The sequence below is a fragment of the Polystyrenella longa genome (assembly GCF_007750395.1).
Lineage (GTDB): Bacteria > Planctomycetota > Planctomycetia > Planctomycetales > Planctomycetaceae > Polystyrenella > Polystyrenella longa.
In genome coordinates, this window is the sequence record NZ_CP036281.1 from 3,275,871 (window position 1) to 3,299,852 (window position 23,982).

The 23,982-nt window shown below is 48.6% G+C and carries 17 protein-coding genes; 4 read left to right on the top strand and 13 right to left on the bottom strand.

Annotated elements, in window-relative coordinates:
* Positions 1 to 134: 134 nt before the first annotated feature.
* Positions 135 to 896 (top strand): SDR family oxidoreductase, encoded by a 762-nt coding sequence (locus Pla110_RS12200; protein WP_144996031.1) that lies wholly within the window; start codon positions 135 to 137, stop codon positions 894 to 896.
* 124 nt (positions 897 to 1,020) lie between these two features.
* Here the strand turns inward: Pla110_RS12200 and hrpA are convergent, their stop codons facing one another.
* The 13 genes from hrpA to Pla110_RS12265 form a co-directional block, all read right to left on the bottom strand.
* Positions 1,021 to 4,914, bottom strand: a complete 3,894-nt coding sequence (gene hrpA / locus Pla110_RS12205; RefSeq protein ID WP_144996032.1) for an ATP-dependent RNA helicase HrpA — start codon at positions 4,912 to 4,914, stop codon at positions 1,021 to 1,023.
* A gap of 315 nt (positions 4,915 to 5,229) precedes the next feature.
* Positions 5,230 to 5,835, bottom strand: a complete 606-nt coding sequence (locus Pla110_RS12210; protein ID WP_144996033.1) for a cytochrome c oxidase subunit 3 — start codon at positions 5,833 to 5,835, stop codon at positions 5,230 to 5,232.
* 27 nt (positions 5,836 to 5,862) lie between these two features.
* The gene (locus tag Pla110_RS12215) at positions 5,863 to 6,240 is read right to left on the bottom strand and encodes a cytochrome C oxidase subunit IV family protein (protein ID WP_144996034.1); all 378 of its coding nucleotides are present in this window, start codon (positions 6,238 to 6,240) and stop codon (positions 5,863 to 5,865) included.
* Positions 6,241 to 6,335: 95 nt separating this feature from the next.
* Entirely contained in the window at positions 6,336 to 7,133 is a 798-nt protein-coding gene (locus Pla110_RS12220; protein WP_144996035.1) for a cytochrome c oxidase subunit 3 family protein, read from the bottom strand.
* A 69-nt stretch (positions 7,134 to 7,202) separates the two neighbouring features.
* Entirely contained in the window at positions 7,203 to 8,933 is a 1,731-nt protein-coding gene (locus Pla110_RS12225; RefSeq protein ID WP_144996036.1) for a cytochrome c oxidase subunit I, read from the bottom strand.
* 81 nt (positions 8,934 to 9,014) lie between these two features.
* Positions 9,015 to 10,166: a cytochrome c oxidase subunit II gene (gene coxB, locus Pla110_RS12230; protein ID WP_144996037.1), complete on the bottom strand. Its 1,152-nt coding sequence runs from the start codon at positions 10,164 to 10,166 to the stop codon at positions 9,015 to 9,017.
* A 64-nt stretch (positions 10,167 to 10,230) separates the two neighbouring features.
* A complete protein-coding gene (locus Pla110_RS12235) occupies positions 10,231 to 11,088 on the bottom strand; it encodes an SCO family protein (RefSeq protein ID WP_197440165.1) in 858 nt (285 codons plus the stop codon).
* A 102-nt stretch (positions 11,089 to 11,190) separates the two neighbouring features.
* On the bottom strand, positions 11,191 to 11,502 hold the full coding sequence (locus tag Pla110_RS12240; RefSeq protein ID WP_144996039.1) for a hypothetical protein: 312 nt from the start codon (positions 11,500 to 11,502) through the stop codon (positions 11,191 to 11,193).
* 86 nt (positions 11,503 to 11,588) lie between these two features.
* A complete protein-coding gene (locus tag Pla110_RS12245) occupies positions 11,589 to 12,827 on the bottom strand; it encodes a quinol:cytochrome C oxidoreductase (RefSeq protein WP_144996040.1) in 1,239 nt (412 codons plus the stop codon).
* A 65-nt stretch (positions 12,828 to 12,892) separates the two neighbouring features.
* Positions 12,893 to 14,329: a quinol:electron acceptor oxidoreductase subunit ActD gene (locus Pla110_RS12250; protein WP_144996041.1), complete on the bottom strand. Its 1,437-nt coding sequence runs from the start codon at positions 14,327 to 14,329 to the stop codon at positions 12,893 to 12,895.
* Between the two features lie 115 nt (positions 14,330 to 14,444).
* Complete coding sequence (gene nrfD / locus Pla110_RS12255) at positions 14,445 to 15,875, bottom strand: NrfD/PsrC family molybdoenzyme membrane anchor subunit (protein ID WP_144996042.1); 1,431 nt, start codon at positions 15,873 to 15,875, stop codon at positions 14,445 to 14,447.
* A gap of 88 nt (positions 15,876 to 15,963) precedes the next feature.
* Complete coding sequence (locus Pla110_RS12260) at positions 15,964 to 19,044, bottom strand: TAT-variant-translocated molybdopterin oxidoreductase (protein ID WP_144996043.1); 3,081 nt, start codon at positions 19,042 to 19,044, stop codon at positions 15,964 to 15,966.
* Positions 19,032 to 19,721: a cytochrome c3 family protein gene (locus tag Pla110_RS12265; protein WP_144999695.1), complete on the bottom strand. Its 690-nt coding sequence runs from the start codon at positions 19,719 to 19,721 to the stop codon at positions 19,032 to 19,034. Before Pla110_RS12265 ends, Pla110_RS12260 begins: the two co-directional genes overlap by 13 nt.
* A gap of 828 nt (positions 19,722 to 20,549) precedes the next feature.
* Between Pla110_RS12265 and Pla110_RS12270 the strand changes: the two genes are divergently transcribed.
* From Pla110_RS12270 to Pla110_RS12280, 3 genes are all read left to right on the top strand, one after another.
* A complete protein-coding gene (locus Pla110_RS12270; RefSeq protein ID WP_144996044.1) occupies positions 20,550 to 21,608 on the top strand; it encodes a sialidase family protein in 1,059 nt (352 codons plus the stop codon).
* A 123-nt stretch (positions 21,609 to 21,731) separates the two neighbouring features.
* Positions 21,732 to 22,076, top strand: coding sequence for a hypothetical protein (locus Pla110_RS12275; protein ID WP_144996045.1), 345 nt, complete (start codon positions 21,732 to 21,734; stop codon positions 22,074 to 22,076).
* A gap of 204 nt (positions 22,077 to 22,280) precedes the next feature.
* On the top strand, positions 22,281 to 23,576 hold the full coding sequence (locus Pla110_RS12280) for a Gfo/Idh/MocA family protein (RefSeq protein WP_144996046.1): 1,296 nt from the start codon (positions 22,281 to 22,283) through the stop codon (positions 23,574 to 23,576).
* Positions 23,577 to 23,982: the final 406 nt, after the last annotated feature.

A 23,982-nucleotide genomic window follows, 5' to 3' on the forward strand; every position in this document is an offset into this window, starting at 1 on the left:
TAAAATAAACAATTTAAGATCGCCGCTCGCTCAGCGAATTTGAATTGAATCCAAATAAGATATTCCTCTACTTACAACAGACAAACAGATATTACCGGACCAGCCGGTTTCCAACTGACGAAAGGTTTAAAACCATGATTGACCTGACAGGCAAAATCGCTCTGGTAACAGGCAGCTCACGCGGTATTGGACGAGCCACCGCTTTGAAACTGGCTCAAGCCGGGGCGGATATCATCGTCAACTACGCCACATCTCAGGCCGCCGCCATGGAGCTGGCCCAGGAAATCCTCTCGATGGGTCGCCAGGTTTATGTCATCAAAGCCGACATGGGCGAAGAAGATGACATCGACTGCATGATGGACTTCATCAAAGAGAATATCGGGCAGCTCGACATTCTTGTCAGTAATGCCGCCACTGGTGGTTTCCGTCCCCTCCTCAAATCAAAACGGGCACACTTCCACACCGCGATGGATATCAACGTTCTTTCGTTGATCTTCCTGGTCCGTGCGGCATACCCGCTCCTCGCCCAATCACAAGGTCGCGGTAAAGTCGTCACGATTTCCAGCCACGGTTCACACATGGCTCTTCCCATGTACGGTCTGATCGGTGGCTCTAAAGCGGCTCTCGAAAGCGTTGCTCGGCACCTCACATTAGAAGTTGGTGATCACGTCAATGTGAACGTCGTCAAAGCGGGTCTGGTGGAAACCGACTCTACTCGTAAGATTCCATTCTCCGACCGTATGTTCGCCGAACGCGACACGAAGTCCATGATGGGACAGCGAGTTCTGGAAGCCGACGACGTCGCTAATACGATTCTCTTCCTGTGCAGCCCGCTCAGCGACCTCATTCAGGGCGAGACATTGACAGTCGATGGTGGTTCAGCCATCCACGTCTAGACAGAACGATCAGAGACACCCACCGAACGCCAGCTTCGCCGATCTTCTTTCGACGAGGCTGGTTTTCTTTTTGAGCGGAACATATTTCGCATTAATAGACTCAGCGATTATAACTCAGAGATTTTTACTGCCGAACCTTTTTCCACTGCTTCTCCAATCGTTTGATGGAGACCGTCTGCGATGTACCCAAAGGCTGCGCAAAGATAGAAACCCGCAGTTCTTCAATCATCCAGCGATACAGAATAAATTCAGGATCATCGATCCCTATTCGAGACTCCAATCGCTTACGAGCCTTGTCCCACAGCGGGAGGAAGTGCGGCAGCTGTATCAAATCTTTCTCGTGATTACCGGTGGTTGCTTTCTCTAAGCGGTATTTAATTCCGTTGAGATAACGCGGATAGTAACTGAGCCAGTTAAACGGAGTATCCGTGAACATCTGCGGTTGCACCAGATGCTCCAACTGGGAACGAGCATCATCCACAATCGGTTTCAGGTAGGGCAGTTTTGTTCTGTCTAACATCATCAGTACGTCGTGATATTGATCGACCAGCGGACCGATGAGATCGACTAGTTCCTGAATGATGACCGACAATCGATTTCGAGCCTGTTTACATAAAGCCTGAAATTGATCGTCTGTGACGGGCAATTGATCATTCATAAACAGCGCACGACGAGCAAGTAGATAAGTCAGCTGCTCTCTGAGGTTCATTCCAGAGATTGAAGAAGAAAGCAACTGGATTTGATTCAGACCGGGAAAGTTTTCAATTTGGGTGCGTATCTGTCGATGATGCTTCAGTAGAAACAATCGAAGTATCCCTTCCCGATGTAATCGGAAACGCTTCTCTGGAGAATCAACCAGAATCAAGCTGACAGATTCTCCGTCATCAGTCAAACAGGGATAAGCTTTCAACCTCATTCCCTGGTGATCGACTTCGACGACTTCAGGTAAATCCAAATCAGGCCACTCAGTTAAACCAGACCGATTCCATTGAGATGCATCAATATCGAACAGAGTACTTCCTGCTGTCTGTTCCACCTCACGCTGGAGTTCTTCCAGCGTTTCTCCTTTTTTGACCAAGGTATTATCCTGGTCAATCACCTTCAAGTTAATACGCAAGTGAGTTGGTATCTTGTGTACGTCGAAGTCCGTGGAGGTGATCGGCTCACCCGACATGCGACTGAGATTGAGAGCGACTTGCTCCAGTAGTTCCCCATCCCCGAATGAGAGTTTCTCCATAATCTCTCGAGCCGTGTCGGGAGCGGGAACAAACATCCTCCGCAACTGTTTGGGAAGAGACTTGATCAGGGCGGTCACTTTCTCTTCAAGTAATCCAGGAACTAGCCATCCCAGGCGTTGTCGGTCAATCTGGTTGATCGCCGCCTTGGGGACAGTCATCGTGATGCCATCATCCTCCTCGCCCGGAGCCAGTTTATATTCGAGCGAAAACTGATTCTGCCCCAGCTCCAGATAATCGGGGAACTGTTTGTCCGACTCCGAATCCTGATCTTCCTGAATGAGATCGTTCAGAGAGTATTGCAGCACATAGGGATTCGACCGTTCCGCCGTCTTGAGCCACTTGTTCAAACGTGGCAGATCACAGACATCATCCGGCAATTGGCGATCAAAGAACTCATAGCGACTTTGCTGATCGGCCAGTAAATCGTATTTTCTCAGCTTATGTTGGATCGCTTCAGCTTCCTGCAACCTTTCCTGGTTCTGTTTAAAGAAGGTTGCCTGACATTCCATATCTCCTTCGACCAACCCATGCACAATAAACCGGTGCCGAGCTTCCTCTAGATTAACACGACCAAGATTCACTGGTCTTCGGGGAATGATCGTCAAACCGAACAGAGTCGATTTTTCATCGGTCATCGGCGCCGCACGATCGGCACTCCAGAAAGGTGGACCGTAGCTCCGTTTGATTAGATGACCGGCGATTCTTTCCAGCCAGTTAGGATCTATCCTCGCAATAGTGCGACCAAAACGTCGCGTTGTCTCGACCAACTCCCCTGCCATGATCCATTTGGGCTTCTTCTTGAACAAGGTCGAGCCGGGCCAGAGATAAAGCGGGTGTCCTCCCGCTCCAAGGTACTCGTACTTGTCCGACTTTGTTGCAATATTGGAAAGAAGCCCGCAGAGTAACGCTCGATGGATTGCGTCGCCATCATCACGACGTTTCTGTCGCTTTAAACCGAGTTCCCGAACAAGGTCGCTCAACTGCCGGAATATCTCTGACCATTCACGCATTCGATTATAAGAGACGAACTCGCGAAGGCATTTTTTGCGAAGTTGATTGTTCGATAAATCAGTCTTCCACTTATGATAGGCGTCCCATAATTTCAGGTAACTTAGAAAGTCGGAATTCTCATCAGAAAATCGAGAATGGGCCTGGTCCGCCGCCGACTGTTTCTCAACTGGACGTTCACGTGGGTCTTGTATTTCCAGAGCGGAGGCAATAATCAGCAATTCATGCAGGCAGTTTTCTTCATCACCGGCAAGGATCATACGCCCGATGCGGCAGTCAACCGGCAATTTGGCCAGCTTCTTTCCGATCTCCGTCAAACGCTGCTGCTCGTCGAGTGCCCCCAACTCGTGCAGTGTTTTATAACCTGTGCGAATCATTGTCGGACGTGGCGGATCAAGAAAGGGAAACGTCTCAAGATTCCCGTATCGGTTCGCAGTGGACTGAAGAATGACTGACGCCAGATTACTTCGCTGAATTTCTGGAGTCGTAAATTCATCGCGAGAGTTGAAGTCCGCTTCGCTATAAATACGAACGCAAATCCCCGGTCCGACTCGACCACAACGACCTTTGCGCTGATTGGCCGATGCTTGTGAAACGGGCTCAATAGGCAATCGCTGAATTTTGGAACGAGCGGAGTACCGGCTCAGCCTCGCCAGCCCGGTGTCAATAACGTATCGAATTCCCGGAACAGTCAACGATGACTCAGCGACATTCGTAGCCAGAACAATTCGTCTCTGTGATCCTGTTTGGAAAACCTTGTTCTGTTCCGCATTGGACAAGCGCGCATAGAGTGGAAGGATCTCTGTCTTTCGATTCTGATAATCACCCGCAATCGTTCTTCCCCGCAACTGCGTAGCCAATTCCCGGATATCTCGTTCTGTCGGTAGAAAGATGAGTACGTCACCGGGGCCATGTTGGCAGACTTCCTGCACACTATCGCAAACGGACGTCATCCAATCGACATCGTCCTCTTTGCTTTCTTCCGGCGGGCGATACCAAACATCAACCGGGTAACTCCGCCCTGAGACGTTCAGAATTGGCGCAAGAACACCATGAGTTTTAAAGAACTCGCTGAAACGATCTGCGTCTATCGTGGCCGAAGTAATAATCAGTTTCAGTTCTGGTCGTTTCGGTAACATCTTTTTGAGAAGACCGAGCAGGAAATCAATATTCAACGACCGTTCATGAGCCTCATCAATGATGAGCGTATCGTACTGGCTCAGAAATCGATCATTCTGCATCTCTGCAAGCAAGATACCGTCTGTCATCAGCTTAATGTAAGTATCCGCCGATGTGCTGTCAGTGAAGCGGATCTTATACCCGACTTCTTTCCCTTGGCTCACCTTTAATTCCTGGGCAATCCGCGATGCGATCGTACGAGCAGCAATCCGGCGTGGCTGCGTGTGTCCAATCAATCCACTAACTCCCCGACCCATCTCGAGACAGAGTTGTGGAAGCTGTGTCGATTTTCCAGACCCGGTCTCCCCCGCAACAATCACGACCTGATGATCGCGAATGGCCGCATTCAGTTCCTCCCGGTGATTCAGGATAGGGAGATCTGCATCCAGGCTGGGCTTCGGTTTACGTTCCCTGCGATTGAACAATTGTTGGCGAGAGTCATCCAGACGTTTTTCGAACTGGGCACGTAGCTCCTCCGCAGGTTTCCCCGCCGTGAGTGACGTTTTGAGGCGACGAAGCTGTTGCTCCAGCCCATGCTTGTCACGGCTGAGGACTTCAGAGAGGAGACGTTCATAGTCCGCGATCGCCGTCATGATAGCTGGGAATTGTTTCTACTCAAAAGATGGAGATGAGTCCGTTTCAATCGTGGCGGTTCAAGATAGAGTCGTTCCGCGAACCCTAATTGTAACGAATACGAACGACGGTAACAGCCTGTGAACAGCAGGCTCGACTCACGCAACCACAGACCAGTAAATAGAGTCTGACTCTAGCGAAAGGTTCGCCTCTAATTCGGCATACCAGGCGAGAAAACGACTATTTATGGATGCGAATAGGCAGAAGAATGATGCGAAGGCTCGTGGAATCTGCATAGTCACATGATCAGCGGAATAAATCACACAGAAGAGGACTTACGCCAGGTTGGTTCCAATGAAGACTAGGAACATGACGATCCAGATGAAATCCAGAAAATGCCAGTAGAAGGCACACAGAGACAGTCCCAAGTGATATTCATGATCGTAACGGTAAGTGAAAATGTTTTTCGCGACCACACCCAACCAGATCAAACCAATCGCGACGTGCAACGCATGCATCAGCATCAGACAGAAGGCGATGCCGTTCATCCCTTTTTCTGAGGTAAACAGCAACTGATAATGCCCTTGCAGTACTTCTGTCATACCGACGATCTGAAAGACCGTGAATGCAACCGCTCCCGCGAGGCTAATCAGTATCATTCGCTTCGTCTGAAATTGTTCTCGCCGCACGCTCACCATGGCTCTGTGCATGGCGAAGCTAACCAGAATAAGCGCCGCCGTACTCCACCACAACGACATCGGAATTGTGAACGCTTTAGAATACCGCAGGCTGATATGCTGCTGCTGGATGACGACGTAGCCCAGGATGCCAGCGAGAAAAAAGATCGATAATGACCCTATCAACAGCTTCATGCCCAATGTCCAGGCTTCGATATGCTGCGAAGTCGTGATGGGATTCTTATCGCGATACGAGGTAGCCATTTCATTTACGATCTGGTGACAAAGACGTCACTCACTGGGGGCTGGAACTTGGATTTCCAAAATCGTTTCGCTCATTCGTTCTTCTACGAAAGGTTCGTAGGAATTCTTATCCATCAGAGTAATGAGTAGGAACAGAGAAGCGAATAAAAAAGAACTCATGAACACCAGGATGTTGAATTTCTTCTCTTGGATTAAGTGCATGAAGAACAACATAACCATGGTTGCTTTGACGGTGGCGATCACCATCGCTAATACGAGATCGTGCCCTCCAAAGTCCAGCCCGGCTGTCCAGACTGTCAGACAGGTCAAGCCGACCAATGCGAAAAAGACTGTCAGCAGAACCCAGACAGGCAAAGCATGAGCGAACCCATGATTTTCGTTGTGACTATCTCCAGAGTGACTCATCGATTTAAACCAATATAAAAAACGTATTTGAAAACAGACGTGACCACTAGATATTGCCGAATCATACGCCGCTTACCTTCAGGCTCGCCGACGTCTTAACCAATCAAATATAGCAGTGGGAAGAGGTAAATCCAGATCAGGTCGACCAAGTGCCAATACAGTCCAACATAATCGACTGGCCCGAAATACTGGTCGTTAAACTCACCTCGCACCGCCCTGACAAGCAGCCATGTAATGAAGCCAATCCCAAATAGGATGTGAATTCCGTGCAGACCAGTCATACAAAAATAGATACTAAAGAAAATACCCGCATTCCGTGGAATCGGTTTTTCGGCAGGATGCTCAGCGATACCTTCAGAAGATTCGTGCTCGGAAGTCTCGTTCGCAGCGGCACTCCCTTCTGCACCATGATCTGCGGCGTGGCCATCTTCTCCTTCATGATGAACTACCGGATTGAAGTGTTTTCCAGGAAGTAATCCATCATGAAATTTGTGGCTATATTCCACATATTTCACACCGAGGAAGGCAAACGCACAGACTAAGGTCAGGGAGAGATTGATTATCAATCCCAATTTCTGATTTAACTGTGCATTGCGAACAGCCCAAGCCATTGTGAGCGAACTGAACAACAGAATAATTGTATTCAGGAAACCGAGTCGAACATCAAGAAAGTCATCGGCGTAGATGAAAATTTCGGGATTGAAGTATCGGTAAATAATGTAGGCAACAAACAGACCACTGAAAAAGAGAACTTCCGTGACCAGAAACAGCCAGATTCCCAGTTTGCCGGAATCGTACTGTTGTTCCGGATTTTCAAAATGGTGCGCCAGGAATGCGGGATGATCGTGGTGATCTGAATGATCTGATTGAGGGTCCGTCGCGACTGTGGTCATGACATCCGACTTTACTAAGGAATACTGCGGGAAAAAGTAGGAACGATACGTCAGTGGGTGGTTTACAGACTAACTCGTTGCCGGGTTAGGGTTGTCCGGTTTCCGATCCACAAAACCTTTGATTTCAGGATCATAAACAACTGACTGCATATCGTATGGATCGCCAACGACCGGCGGATTATCGAAGTTATTATGTGGTGGAGGAGAGGTGCATTTCCATTCAAGCGTAGCTGAACCCCAAGGATTTGCCGGTGCTTTTTCCCCATTCTTTAATGAACGGAGCAGAACGATCGCTGCACCCAGCAAGGACATCCCTAGCAAGAAGGCACCAATAGTCGATATCTGGTGGTAAATCTGATACTCCTCAACGTAGTTGTAATAACGACGAGGCATCCCCCGGCTTCCCATGATGAACTGTGGGAAGAACGTCAGGTTGAAAAAGAGGAAAATACCAACTGCGAAGATCGAGGCCCATTTTTCGTCATACATTTTCCCGGTCATTTTGGGCCACCAATAATGAATTCCACCGAGAAAGGCGACTAGTGTTCCACCCATCATTACATAATGAAAGTGAGCAACAACAAAGTAAGTATCATGGAGATGCACGTCTGTAGCCAGAGTTCCGAGGAACAGGCCGGTTAATCCACCAATAGTAAACAGGGCTAGAAAAGAAAGGGCGTACAACATGGGAGTTCGCAAATCGATCGAGCCCTTGTACATCGTCGCCAGCCAGTTAAAGACTTTGATAGCAGAAGGAATCGACACACTGAAAGTCAGCAGACTGAAGACGGCCGCTCCCAGTTCTGAACTCGCGGTAAACATATGGTGTCCCCAGACAAGAAATCCGAAGACGGCAATTGCAAGACTACTGTAAGCAATGAATGTGTAACCGAAAATGTGTTTTCGACTGAACGTAGAGATCAATTCGCTGATTACTCCCATCGCGGGAACAATCATGATGTATACGGCCGGATGTGAGTAGAACCAGAAGAAATGCTGGAACAGAACCGGGTCTCCACCATATTGGGGATCGAAGATACCAATCCCCAAGACACGTTCCACAGCGAGCAACATTACTGTAATACCCAGAACTGGAGTTGCCAGCAGTTGAATAATTGCAGTGGCATACAGAGCCCACAGGAATAAAGGCATTCTGAACCAGTTCATTCCCGGGGGACGCATGGTGTGCAACGTTACAATGAAGTTCAAGCCGGTGAAAATCGAGCTAAAACCGAGAATGAACGCTCCGCACAAGGCGGCAAATACTCCTCCAAAGGACGTACTCGTACTATAGGGAGCGTAGAAGGTCCACCCTGTATCCAGACCACCTAAAACAATAGCCAGCAGGAAGCAAACAGCCCCTCCGATCCACAGATAGAAGCTACACAAGTTCATACGTGGAAAAGCAACGTCTTTGGCACCAATCATGATCGGTAGTATGAAGTTACCCAGAGCCGCAGGAACACTGGGGATAATAAACAGGAAAGTCATCACAGCCCCATGCAATGTAAACATCTGGTTATACATGTCTGCGGCGGTCATGGAGATACCTAGTGACTCAATATTCAAATCGAACAAGACTGTTTTGGGTGTTCCCAAAAATAGTTCTGCACGAAGAATAAGAGCAAAGACGCCTCCCAGGAAGAACGCTCCCATAACGCCCATCAGGTACATCATCCCAATGCGTTTGTGATCGAGCGTTAACAACCAGGACTTCAACCCGTAGGAGGCTGTCAGATAATTCTCGTCGGCCGAATGGGCAGATGTCTCATTAGTGGTAGATTCATGCGCCGTAGCCATGAGTAGTGACCTCGAAATAGACTTTTCAAAAACTCAATATTTATATGTTTAACAAATAGTTGAAGAGTACCCCTGAAGGAATTACTCTTCCGTATTGTTTGTTTCTTCTGACGCTGCTTCTGATTCAGAAGTCTCTTCGCCGCTATCAGCTGCGGGTTGACCCGAAATCGTTTCGACTCCGTTAAGAGATTTGATGAACTCGATAATCGCGTGGTACTCACGTTCTTCACGAAACTGCGAGCTGATCACCGGCATGATATTTTCAAATCCGTTCCGTACTTTCATGGACGGATCCTTCATCGATTCGAGCAGATAATTCTCGTCGACAACAACCTGGTCTCCCCCTTTGCTTAAGGAGAATGTTTCACCAAAGTTGCCTTTGAAGGACGGACCTTTTTTACCACTGGAAGCTCCTTCAGTACCATCAATCGAGTGACATTGGGCACAGCCCCGTTTTTCATAAAGCGTGCGACCGACATCAGCGAGAGTCTCTTTGCCCGACTCCACATTTCTAAAGATGTCTGAAGCTGTGGCGAGCCAGACTTCGTAGGGAATTTCATACTCAGGAAGAGGCGAGTCGGCGAGTCGTTCTTTTTCTACTAGAACGTCTTTACCCGCTTCTAATGGCGGATGAACGATCACTTTTGTGATCATATCTGAGTGCTGCTGTCCGCAATACTCGGCACAGAACAAGTTAAACTCACCTAGTTCAGTTGCCTTGAACCAGAGTGAAGTGTATCGCGCTGGAATCACGTCTTTTTTCACGCGAAAGGCGGGAATAAACAAGCTGTGAATCACATCCAGCGAGGTCATTTTCACTTCAACTGGGGTGTCGAGCGGAACGTGCAATACACCATCGTTGTACGAATTGGGATAATAAAAAGTCCAGTTCCATTTCTTACCGTGTGCCGTAATCGGATACGAATTGGATGGTGCTACATAATTGCTCGCAAAACCTTCGAAACCAATATAAAACAAGTAGAACACGATAAAGAGAGGCAGCACAGTCCAGGCAACCTCAATCTTAAGGTTGTGCGATGGAGATTTAGGAGGTTCGACCCCTTGTTTTCGTTTGAATTTATAAACGAATAACGCCATCAAACCGACGATGAGCGCGAAGAACCCGACGCTCAGCCAGTAGATGAACATGAACGACCAATCGATGCCTTCAGCGGCAGTGGAGCTCTGGGGAGGCATCCAGAATGAACGGTGGGCGAATAACGATGGCGACATTTTTTGCTAAATCTTGATTATGCTAGGTGAATTAAAATATTCAATCAGTGAGAAACTCAGGTTGTTATGTTCCCGCACCAGGGGCACGACCACTATCACTATCGGATTCTGATTGGGACCGCATTGATCGATACCATACAGGCACCAACAGAAGACTGAGTACGACCAGTGTACATATTCCACCGAATGTCATTACCCGAGTGGCCATCATGGAATAGGTGCCAGTACTCGGGTTGTATCGATAACAGAAGAGTAAAACTCGCTCTGTCGTTGTTCCGACTTTTCCTTCTGACGCCTCTAACAGCGACAGCTTCAAAGTTTGAGCTGGATATTCTACGCCGTAAAGATAACGGGTAATAGTACCATCAGGAGCACAGATAATCAGTACTGCTGTATGAGCATATTCACCCGTCTCGGGAACGTATCGATATTTAAAACCGGCCGCGTTGGTCAGCAACTCAATTGATTTCGGTGTTCCCGTAAGAAACGACCAGCCAGCGGTCGCATTCTGTTTTCCGTAGGCATTCAGGTATTTCGCTTTAGTGTCTTTCGCCTTCGAAGTTGTTTCTTCAGGATTAATACTAATTGATACAATCTGGAACTGATCTCCCGCGGTCCATCCTTCAATTTCTTTGAGGGCAGTCACCAGCCCTGAAAGCTGGAGACTGCATAACATGGGACAATCAGAATAGTTAAAAGAGAGGACAACTGGTTTATCGTTGTTGAAATATTTGCCCAGAAAGATCTTCTTTCCTCGATCATCGGTGAAAGAAACATTCAATGGGATTTTTTCATTCAAATGCTCATCAATTCCAACTCCATCGGGAACCGCGGGAGGCAATTGCGCCTGCACCGTCTGGCTCAAACCACAGAGACTGATCAAGGTAAGGACCAGCATAATAATTAAATTGGAACGTCGCATTGAATTCATTTCGTCTCGTATAAACCTGTGCTTTCCGCTCTGAAGTTAACTACTTTCGTAAGTCTATTATTAGTTCATTGCCGAATTCCGTCAAATCGATTCTCAATTCAGAGAAGCAGTTGCCGGTGCCGGCTCTTGTTTCAGTTCGATTATGGTTTCTTCCATTGCTTCTTGAATGGGAAGACCATAACGCCCCTTCTCAGGATCGAGGGGAACAAAGTTGTCCAGTTCGTAATTCTGCTCATCCAGAATTTCAATCGAGTCAGTGAACTCGAACGTGTTCTGTTCGACAAGCCGGTGATGGAACCACTGGTAGAAACCATTTGCATACAGCACAAATAGAAATGTGATCAGGAAACCCCAGACTCCGACATGGAGAATTCGAGTGTTATCAGTATCGTCGTAAGCCGCCATAATTATTGATCTCCCGCATTACGTATAACACGATGTTTTGCGGAGTTTAATGTCTAATTTTAGAAGTTCAATTGGATGAGACAACACTAATGATTTTCAAAAGCCAACGATTCCGATAATCGGGGATCGCCTTTGGCGAGCAACGCCCGTCCACTGGCAAAGTAAGTCACTCCAGCGAAGAAGACTCCCCCAACCGCCAGGAAGCAACCCAAGTCCATTAAACCGGGCATGTAACCTTCGTGATGCAGTTGTGGCATAATCAGCCAGAAAAGATCGATCCAATGCATAACCAGCATCCAAATCGCTCCACCAGTCATCCAGACTTTATTGCGACGCAAAGTGCGGGGCATCAACAATAGGAATGGGATGATAAAGTGACCAAAAACCAACACATAGTAACTGATTACTGTCCATATCTCGCCATCCTGCCTGATCTGATACCATTCCGTTTCTTCAGGGATGTTGGCGTACCAGATTAACATGTATTGCGAGAAGGCAATGTAAGCCCAGAAACAGATGAACCCGTAGAGCAGTTTCGCCATGTCGTGGTAATGCTCAATGGTGATCGCATTCTTGAGTAGGCCTTTAACCTGCATTGAATAGCTGCAAATGATGGCTACTGCAAAGAAGGCAACCATACTTCCGGAGAAGAAGTACACGCCGAAGATAGTAGAAAACCACGCATAATCGAGTGTCATCATCCAGTCGATTGACGCGAAGGTGACCGTCAGAGCGAAAGCGATAATCGCGGGAGCACTTCGTGCTTCAAACAGCAATGTCAGGGATTTATCTTTTGTCTGATCCTGCAGGATCGATCGATTGAAGAAGAACTTGGCGATCGCAATCCAGACAGTGAAATAGATCGCCCAGCGAGCGATGAAGAATGTTGGATTCAAAAAGCCCACTTTTTTCTGCAACAGTTCGCTTGACGCAACTTCATTTGCATCGTTCCAGGAATACAACAGATGACTGTCGAATGCGATAGAAAGAACGATCGGAAGTGAAAGCAAAAATAGCGGAATCATTCCCATGGAGAGGAATTCAGCGAACCGTCGAATAACCACGCCCCAGCCAGCTCGTGTGATGTGCTGAAACAGGACGAAGAAGAGTGAACCAACGGCGATACTTAGAAAGAAGGAGAAATTGACGAGCCAGGAATACAGGAACTGCTGATTTCCGTCGCTGCTCTCTACTGGTCCCGCTAACAGAATCAGTCCGAAACCAATCACTGCGGCTATGATAGAGCCAATCAGAGGGATAGGACCGAGCTCTTTGAACGAGCTGTTCAGTTCAGATTCCGGAATTTCTCGATGATGGTGATGCATGGGTCGTTCGATTAACTGAATTTCGAAAACGGGTTACTAAAGGCAAACTCGATGTTCATCAACGACTATTGTGAGTCGGGAGTCTGCGTCGGGGTGGTATTTGTATTGATGTCATCATTCGGGCCAACGATCCCGACACCATCATTGCTGGAATCGGTGCTTGCTGTCGATTTATCAAAGCTATTTAAGACATCAGCAGGAATTTGATCCTCTGTCGCTGTTCGACTTTTCTGCAGAGCCCGGACATACAGGGCAATTGCCCATCTGTCTTCAACTGGTATCTGGGAACCGTATCCTGGCATTTTGCGGATGCCGTGGCTGATCGTATTGAAAATCTTACCAACAGGTTGATTAACGACACTTTCGCTCGAAAGTTGAACTGGAGTCACCCAAGTCGAACTTCCAATTTGTTGTGCTCGTAAGGTGATCAGTCCATCGCCCTCACCACCAAGTCCGTGACAGGTAGAGCAATAAATTCGATATCGCTGGCGGCCCCGTTCCATATTTACTTCATTGACTTCGATCGGAAGTTCGCTTACCCAGGGTGTGTTATCAACTACTGGGACCGCGTCCGCTGCTGGCGGTTCCTCGCCATCAGCAGGCTCTTCCTGAAACGATGCATTCAGGAAATTCGCCAGTTCCGCTTCACCACCCGGTTCAATCCCACGATAAAAACGCGAGTCGTCTTCCAAATTGCCACGAGCGATTGTGCCTTCGATTTGAGGTCTCATCGCCCGATCGTCGGCAAAGTATGGGTTTGTATTTTGAGGCTTGAAGTAAGGCTGCCAGTCCATATCCGGTACGATATGAAAGCGTGGATTAATGGATGTCGTATTACGTTTGACGATGATCAAACCGGGAACAAACATCGCTAGTAGCGCGACAGTAATCAGTGCTGATTTAATTTGTTTCGGGAAACGCGTTTCCGTAGTATCTGAATAATATGTTTCGACATTAATCGCCCCTGTCGACTGCAGAAGGCTATTTACATCCGCCGCGTTGTAACTAGGGTCAGCAGCTTCAATAACGATGAAAAACCGGTCCGAGGTTACTCGTAAAAAACGCTCGTTGTGAAATAGAGCGTTGGCAAATTTTGGCAGTTGATTCAAAGCAAACATTCCAAAGAATGCTGCGAAAGCACTAAAGAGAATCATCAACTCGAACGTCACTGGAATACTTGCAGGCAAACTGAAGTAAGGCTTACCGCTGATCATAAAGCGGTAATCGTAGGCATTCGTGAAGTACTGTAATCCCAATGCAGCCACTACACCGACAAATCCACCGCCCAACACCAGGAACGGGAGGATAGACGTACGAACTCCCATCGCTTTATCGAGTCCGTGAAGGGGAAAGGGAGTATGTGCGTCCCATTTCTTGAATCCCGCATCACGCACTTTCTCCGCAGCTGCCATGAGGGCATGAGGATTGTCATATTCGGCGAGAACACCTTCCACCGTCGTCACTGTTTCAGTGGAGGTTGTCTCATCAAACATCGTAGCCATAGTGATAAACCGTTATGATTTTCGTACGGATAATTGGAATTACCAGAATACCGTCAGTAATTTCCAGGTAACGTTTTTGTCTATTATTAAACCAGTAATACTGATTGATTCAAAATCAACCGTGGCTGGCAACGGCCTCGGGTTCGTCCAAGTGATAGTCTCCTGACTCAGGAGCATTCATGACTGCTTTTACTTCTGCCATCGCCACGATAGGTAGGAATCGACAGAACAGCAGGAAGAGCGTAAAGAACAATCCGAAACTACCAATCAGCATGAGTACATCAACCCAGGTCGGAGTGAAATAAGCCCAACTGGAAGGCAGGAAGTCTCGTGACAATGAAGTCACAGTAATCACAAATCGTTCGAACCACATACCGATGTTCACGAAGATACTGATCACGAACATCATCCAGGGAGTGGTTCGGACTTTCTTGAACCAGAACAACTGAGGACTGATTACGTTACAGGAAACCATCGTCCAGTAAGCCCAGGCATATGGCCCGAATGCTCGGCTGACAAAAGCAAACTGCTCGTAGCGGTTACCACCATACCAGGCGATGAAGAATTCCATCGCGTAGGCGTAACCCACCATGGAGCCAGTCACCAGCATAATTTTGTTAATATTTTCAAGGTGTCGCTTCGTGACCAGATCCTGCATACCGAAGAAGTAGCGGGCAGGAACGATCAAAGTGATCACCATCGCGAAACCGGAGAACACAGCTCCCGCCACGAAGTAGGGTGGGAAGATCGTCGTATGCCAACCTGGTAATTGGGAAACAGCGAAGTCGAAAGAAACAATTGTATGTACAGACAACACGAGCGGAGCTGCGAGAGCTGCCAGAATACCATAGGCACGTTCGTATCGATGCCAATGTCGGTTGGAACCGGTCCACCCCATCGAGAAGAGGCCATAGGCAAATCGTTTGATTTTGGAAGTAGATCGATCGCGGAAAGTCGCCAGGTCCGGAATCATACCCATGTACCAGAACAACAATGAAACAGTCGCATACGTCGAAACAGCGAAGACGTCCCACAATAATGGGCTACGAAACTGAGGCCACATTGACATCTGATTAGGAATTGGAAAGAGCCAGTAAGCGAGCCAAACACGACCAATGTGAATTCCCGGGAATAGCCCGGCACAAACAACAGCGAAGATAGTCATCGCTTCCGCGAAGCGGTTAATACTGGTCCGCCAATTCTGACGGAACAGGAATAGAATCGCGGAGATCAACGTACCAGCGTGGCCAATTCCGACCCAGAATACGAAGTTCACAATCGGCCAGCCCCAGAAGACCGGGTTATTGTTACCCCAGACCCCAACACCGGTGATGATCAGATAACCCACCAGACTGAACAACATACCGGTTAACGACACGGCTGTAAAAAAGCCGATAAACCAGGCCTTCGGAGGCCTGGGACGTTCCGCCACCGCCGCCACGATTTCCGTGACTGAAGTGTAGTCGTTCATCCCCGTTACCAGAGGTGGACGCACCTCCGGGTCGATGATGGTATTGTCAACTTCTTTATTGATCGCTATCGACATAGGTCTTAATGTCTGAATAGAACAGATGAAGGTTATTTATTCGTTACCCTGTATTGGTCGACTGCACGAGCAGACAACCAAATCAGGTTTACTCCTGGTTTTCTTCGTTTTCCACAGGCACAGTCTCAGCAGTCTCGTCACCATGGACTTCATGTTCATCGTGAGCATGTTCGTCATGATGACCGTGATCGACTTCTTCTTCCAATGAAGGATGCGGATTTCGAATACGTGCCAGGAATTTATTTCGGGGTCTTACGTTCAACTCTTCGAGCATCGCGTAAGATCGTGGATTATTATGAGCCTGGCTGACAAGACTGTCTTCCTGTTTCAAGTCTCCGAACTCAATCGCGTTGGCCGGACATGCCTGCTGACAGGCAGTCATGATGTCACCATCTTTGATCTCGCTGTTGGTGACTTTGGCGTCGATTTTGCCGTTCTGGATTCGTTGCACGCAGAATGTGCATTTTTCCATAACTCCACGATGTCGAACGGTTACTTCTGGATTCAACACCATACCAACCAGCTCGTGACCGGGCTGCTCGTATTGTTTGTTGAAGTTGAAAAAGTTGAATCGTCGCACTTTGTACGGGCAGTTGTTACCACAGTACCGGGTACCGATACAGCGGTTATAAACCATGTCGTTCAGGCCTTCGTCACTATGGACGGTGGCGGCTACAGGGCAAACCTGTTCGCAAGGGGCGTTTTCGCACTGCTGACAGGCGACGACCTGGTTCGCGACTTTGGGGTTTTCGATATCACCTTCAAAGTAACGGTCGATACGCAGCCAATGCATTTCCCGACCCTTGGAGACCTGGTCTTTACCAACAACGGGAACATTGTTTTCAGACTGGCAGGCTACGCTACAGGCGTTACAGCCAATGCAGCGACTCAGGTCGATTGACATGCCCCACTTGTGTTCGGGCTCCGAATCGGGTTTGACATCTTCCCATAGTGATTCTAAGGGAGGATGATGAACCATGTGCTGGGCGAAGTCAGGATGATCTTCGTAATGGCTAAGCGTGCCCCCACGGACGAGCTCACCAATTCGGCCGGAGATTTCTTCCATACCGGCCTTATCAATCAGGTGGTGATCCTGAGTCGAGGCCATGATTGCTTTTCGACCCGTGGTTTCAATTTCTACGCCGCGGACCAGATCCATGCTGCCAACGGTTCGCAGCACCCCGGCGTTCACGCCGACAGGGTCTAAGTCTTCGTCGATTTGTCCACCGACAGCACCTGCGGCAACACGGCCGTAACCAAGTTCGATACTGATCGTATCGTCGGGTTGACCGGGCATAATGTAAGCAGGAATATCGAACTTCTTACCATTGGCACGAATCGTAACAAAGGTGTAGTTCTCAACTCCCAGTTTCTCCGCAGTGGCGTAACTGATCAGGGCAACATTGTCCCAGGTCAATTTAGTAAGCGGGTCAGGAGTTTCCTGCAACCAACCATTGTTAGCATAACGACCATCGTAGAGACTACTGCTGGCGACAAGCGTCAGTTCCAAGCCTTCGACGGGACGTAAGCCATCTAATTTGACAGATTGAGCGGACTCCTGCAGCTCAGCGGTTTCTGCATTCAAGCCACCTGATTCGCTAAGTCCGAGATGCACGGCTGCGCGCCAGGCATTCTCTGAATCGTTGTCACTTCCGAGAGTGCGGAAAGTATCGCCGACCAGAACTCGGGCAGGCTTATCCCCTTCTCCACTCAAAATCGACAGCATCTCAAGAGCCGATTTTCCGTCGTGCAACGGATCGATCAGTGGTTGTTGTAATGTGTAAACACCATTGTAGCTGACACCGTCTCCCCAGCTTTCAAAGCTGTGTGCGGCTGGTAAGTGCCAGGTACACAGTCGGCTGGTTTCATCTTTGTATTGGCTCAGATGAACAGTGAAAGCGATATTGTTTAATTTGCTGGCAAATTGCAGATCATCGGCTGCCGTGTAAACGGGGTTTCCACCCAGGATCAACAAGCTACTGACATTTCCTGAATCAATCGAACTGACCAACTCCGTAAGAGTTCCACCACCAGCTAACGGCTCATTGGTGTAGGTGACGGTCTGGCCGAGATTCTCGAGCAATCCATTAATTCGGGCCACAACAGCGTGAACTTCGGGAGGCATATTCGGGCCAGCCACGACAAGGCTTGTCCCCTTATGATGTGTCAGATCGTCAATCACAGCTTTGTCGAAGTCGGAAAGAGAGACAGCCGCTTCGCTGTCACTCAAGCCTTGTTCGAGTTTGGCCAACCACCCTGGGATTGCAGACGCTCGCAGGGGTTGACGATGATCGGCAGTTGAACCCGTAGTGGTGAATTGGCTTTCGACCACATACCAACGGTTCATCTCTGATTTTTCAGGCACGCGACGGCTGGACCACTGACGAATGTTAGAAACCGAATTCGGGTGCATTCCCAACAGGTCAGCATCCAATGACAAGACGATATCCGCCTTGGTGAGATCGTACTGAGGACGTAATGGAGTTCCGAAAGCGAGCTCGGCGCCTTTCCATTCGTTCTCGCGATTCAACGATTCATGCTGGTACCAAGCTAAGTTGGGATACTGTTCCTGAAGTGTCTGTTTCAGTCGAGCCTGGGTCAGTGATGTCGAACATTCAGATAGAACGGCGAATCCCGAACCGTCTCCCGTCAGTCGATCCTGAAGAGCGGCAAGTGCCTCGCCCCAGCTTTTTTCTTCCCGTTTGTCCCCGTCAATTTTGGTGACAGTTAACCGGCGATCCGGGTCGTAAAGATGGAGCATCTCAGCCTGATCGAAAGCGGTAGTCGCTCCCAGACTGGCCGGATGATCGATATTACCTTCGACCTTAATGGGACGACCATCGCTGCTAGTCACAATCAAACTGTGAGCGTATCCGCCCCGATTGACCATCGTAGCGAACTTCTGGGTTTTGCCCGGAATTCGATTAGCAGGTCGACTAGTGAATGGAGCGATAGTTTCCTGTTCCCACCGACATCCGGTCATGCCGGCCAGTGCGAACGAGGCTCCCATCAGCTGCAACCAGCGACGTCGGGAAATGTTTTCCGGAAATTCTGAAGCCGCCTGCGGAAACTCTCGGTGCAGGAACTCTTCGAACTCCGGCGTTCCCTCGAGTTGATCGAGACTGCGCCAGTACTTTTGGTTTTTAGCTGTTTCTTTTACCGATGACATGTTGAACAATTTGTACTCGGGTGAATGGAATGTTCTTTTTGGATTTCCGCGCCCGTTTCCAGAGGATTTTCTGGGGTCCAGGCAAGGTCAGTAACTTTATCCAGTGGTCGCAGGTGAGGAGTAGGATTTCGGTGGCAATCGAGGCACCAGCTCATGCTGAGCGGTTCGACTTGGCGGACGACGTCCATTTGATCAACTCGACCGTGGCAACTTACACAGCTGACTCCCGAAGTAACGTGAGCACTGTGATTGAAATAAACATAGTCGGGCAGGTCATGAACGCGAGTCCACTTCACTGGCAGTCCCGTGGCGGCACTTTCATGCAGAGGCTTAAGATGTTCGCTGTCTGTGCGAACCGCAGCCTTGGCGACGTTTCCTTTTTCATCAACACCTGTATGGCAGTTGAGACACGTAGCCGTCGGTGGAATAGCAGCATGAGCCGCTTTCTCTACCGTATTGTGACAGTAGCGACAGTCCATCTTGAGTTCGCCGGCGTGCAGCTTGTGACTGAAGGGAATCTCCTGAGTTGGTGCATAACCAGCACTAATCGTCTTAGGAGAAGCCCCATAATTCACAATCAGGACGACATAGATCCCAGCGATGGTAGCCACGCCGCCAAGTAGCGTCACGACCTTGTTCGTCCAGGCTGGGAATTGAAATCGCTCTCGATTTTCCATTGCAGAATCTGTTTCGAAATTGATGTTGTATGTAGTCAGCTCCAAAGTTGGCTCTTGCCAACTCCCGAACTAATTAAGCTTGTTCACGCCTCTACTATTCAGCTTACTTCTTTGCGAGTGACTTCCTGTTACCGCAAGACTTTAGCCCACCCTTTACCGTCGAATTCGACCTTGAAAAACGTCTCCGACAGACCCCAAGAATGAGGTCGTCTTAAACGATTCAATAACAACTTCCGAGAAGCAAAATGCAATCTACGAAGGTCATTTGCATCAGCTGAAAAAATCAACTGTAGAATCAAAAACAAGAGGTTGAGTGGGAACCAAAGAAAGGTGATGCGGTTGATTGGAGATAACTTGCATCTGGCTTAAGTTCCCGTGGCGACTTGAATTGAGTCGTCACAAGGCAGGGAAATCAAACCGCGAGCATCGTAGTCCTTCTATCGTAAAATAAAAAGTTCCTATGTCTCCTTTTCACAAATTTCTCAGACATGAGAAATAGTCTCTTTACCAGCTTAGCCATGGTGTTGTATCACTTTTCGACAACAGAATAATCACCCACATACTGCCCTCGCTTCTTCACTAATCGTCTCATGTATGATCTCTACAAATCCCGTTGTGATAAACCAGGAAATCCAGAGCAAACAGGGACCCCATTCTGTACTTTCCCCCGGATGGGAATTTATAACAGAGATAACAACATTTCCGGACAAACCGCATCCCGTCGATTCCTTCCCCAAACTGCCAATCACTCAAGCACGCGTCCTCACTACAGCAACTCAACGATAGCAGCAACTCGTCGATGAACGCTTCTAGACTGAAAGCATCCAAATGAACCACCACCACTTCCAGCTGATTGCACTTCTCTGCCTGTTTGCCTGTCCGCTTCTTTCGGCAGGAGAGATTCCTATTAAGCAGGTGGTGGGACCAGAGATCCCCGGAAAGTACAAACACCCCGCATCTATCACGGAATTAAATAATGGCGAATTGATGCTGGTCTACTTTGGCGGTGACGGAGAATACCAACCCGGAACGGCGATCTATGGGGTTCGATTGCCTAAAGGAGAAGACGCATGGACAGAACCTGTCAGGCTGGCTAATACGCCGGGACGCATGGACGGCAACGCGGTGATCTGGCAGACACCCGGCGAGGAAGTCTGGCTGTTGTATGTCACTCGTTATGGCAAGGAATGGAGTACTGCGCGGATCAAGCTGAAAATCTCAACAGATGGTGGCATGACATTTTCAGATTCGATGCTGGTCACCGAAGATGTTGGTTACATGGTTCGCAACAAGCCTATTGCTAAAGAGGATGGAAACTACCTGATCCCCATCTATCATGAATACGGTACGGACATTGAAGTTTCGGATGGACGGAACACCGGACTCTTCCTGCATTATGACGTGGATTCCAAAACATTTACGAAGTCTGAGGAGTTCGGATATCGAAAAGGAGTCGAACAACCTGCTGTCGTTCAGCTCACGAAAGATCATTTCATTGCACTCTGCCGCCGCGGTGGAGATTACAACGAAACAGACGATGGCTGGATGGTCTTTACGGAATCACACGATGGAGGCTGGACCTGGTCAGAAGGGACCGAATCCGAGTTCCCCAATCCCAACTCAGCGGTCGATCTAACAAAACTTCAGAGCGGAAATTTGCTACTAATCTACAACGACCACATGTTCAAACGTCGCAAATTGACGTTGGCACTTTCTACGGACGGAGGGAAGACGTTCCCTGTCCGTAAAATGTTAATGAACGATGACGCCGGCATGGCTTACCCGTACATGATTCAGACAAAAAATGGCGACATCCACGCTATATTCACCTACAACCGCATTAAAGTCATGCACGCCGTCTTCCAAGAGTCTGATCTCAAAGAATAAAAGCGGCCCTACTCCAAAGCCCATTTTCTCAGCGCGATAAGTTTACCTGAAGTCTTTGATTCGGAATTGTTCTCCGAAATTCGATGTTAAAATATAGCGATTTTATGGCCTCGTCCCGCCGCAATGAATTTCCCCATTGCGCGGGCCGATAGTCAAAGCATGATCGCTACAGAACTCGAATCACTACAGGATAATCCGGACTGGGTCCGGGTGCTTAACGCGTACCTCCAGGCAGAAAAAGATCTGCCAGAAGAGAAGTCCGCCGTCATCCGACTTCTCGAAGTTGACGAGATCGATGCGAAACATCTCTCGTCGATCCATGGCAATCTAATCGCACTGGATATGATTCGATTTGAACTGCCCGATCGTCAATCGGGCCTGCATTATAAGGTGACCACTCTGGGTAAGCAGTCGCTGAACCTACTGGAGAAAATCGCCGAGAACGGTGAATCGGCCCAAGCCGCTTAAGAACTTTTCTTCAACCTGGCGACCGTTAAGTCGCTTTAGACTTGCGACAGCTCGCTTCTCCTGCGTAAATAAAACGTATCTACCATGACTGATCGGTTTCGCCGATTTCAGCTTGTATCCGTTTCTACCATTGCGCTCACACCGAAGCATTTGAAATTTCATCATTTTCATTGAGCTGCAATCGCAATCTAGAGGAACTTTCTTATGTATGACGTCCAGAGTCGACGTGAATTTTTAAAATCTGTGGCAGCGATGGGAGTCGTCTATCCTGTTGTCTCGAGCATGCCTCTTCTGGCTGATACCCCCAAGAATCCGAACGAAAAACTGAACATCGCCGTCGTGGGTGTCGCTGCTCGTGGAGCAGCCAATCTGAATGGCGTTAAAGGGGAAAACATTGTCGCCCTTTGCGACATTGACTCAGAACGTCTGAATGGTGCCGCCAAAGAATTCCCGTCCGCTGCTCTGTACGACGACTATCGACGCATTTTCGATCACGACCTCGACGGCGTCGTCTGTAGCACTCCCGACCATATGCATGCGTTCGTTGTCTGCGAAGCGCTCAAACGAGGCTTGCCTGTCTACTGCGAAAAACCATTGACTCACTCCATCTCAGAAGCGCGTAAAATCCTTAAACTGGTTGATGAAAACAACAACATCACCCAAATGGGAAATCAGATTCATTCGACGAATAACTATCGTCGAGTTGTCGAACAGATTCAGTCGGGTGTCATCGGAGACGTAAGACAAGTTCACGTTTTCCTTCCAGCAGTGGAGCACTTCCGCGCAGGTAAACGAGTACAGGAATCGACTCCTCCCGATAATGTCAGCTACGACTTGTGGCTCGGCCCTGCACCGTATCGCCCCTTCGATGTTTCTCACTTCCACTTCGACTGGCGTTACTGGTGGGATTTTGGTGGCGGACAGATTGCTGACTTCTGGTGTCACTACACTGACTTGGCTTACTGGGCTCTCGACCTCAAATATCCAACTCGTATTTCGGCCATAGGGGAAAAAGGACACGATGGCGAAAACGAAGTTCCTCGACATCTGCAGGTGGAATATGACTATCCCGCCCGTGGTGAAAAACCGCCTGTCAAATTGACTTGGTCACAAGGGAAATTCAAGCCGGAAGGCGCCGAAGTCATGGACAAGTCTCACGGCGTGCTGTTTGAAGGAGACAAAGGCCGCTTATGGGCGGACTACTCCAACAAACAGATCGTTCTGCAGGATGGTTCAGAAGCTGTACCGGTAAAACCCTACATCGCCGACTCCATCGGTCACCATGCTGAGTGGTTACAGGCGATCCGTGGCAATGGCACAACCGCCTCTCCCTTCAGCTACGGCGCCGTGCTGACTGAAGGAGGGCATCTTGGAAACCTTTCATACCGCCTCGGAAAAGAAATCCTCTGGGATGCCGAAGCAATGAAGGCGACCAATGCCCCCGAAGCGGATGAAATCATCAGCCGACAGTACCGCAAAGGCTGGACGCTTGACGTGTAAGCGAACCAAATTACTTCCTCTGGATTTTCCCTGAGGAACAACCAACCAAAGCCGCCCGCTTTCTTTCGAAGCCGGGCGGCTTTTTTTCATATAATCAACCATGACAATCACAAATAAACACACACTGGCTTTCTATCCATTTTACTGGACAGACTCATCTACATTATAGTTAGCTGTAAGCCAGAGTCCCTATAATCAGTTTTTTCACTAAATCCCGCGTAATCGTCAGGCTTTTCTAAACTTGGGGCTTTCCAATGTTCGACTAAAGTGCAAGAATCCACACGTGGATCCGTGATAAACGAGGCGATTTCTCTAGTTTGGCATGACATTGCCACTCGTTGAGAACATATTTTCAGTATCAATGCGGTATTTTTTGAGACGCAATCTCAAGTGAGGTGTCTTCGAA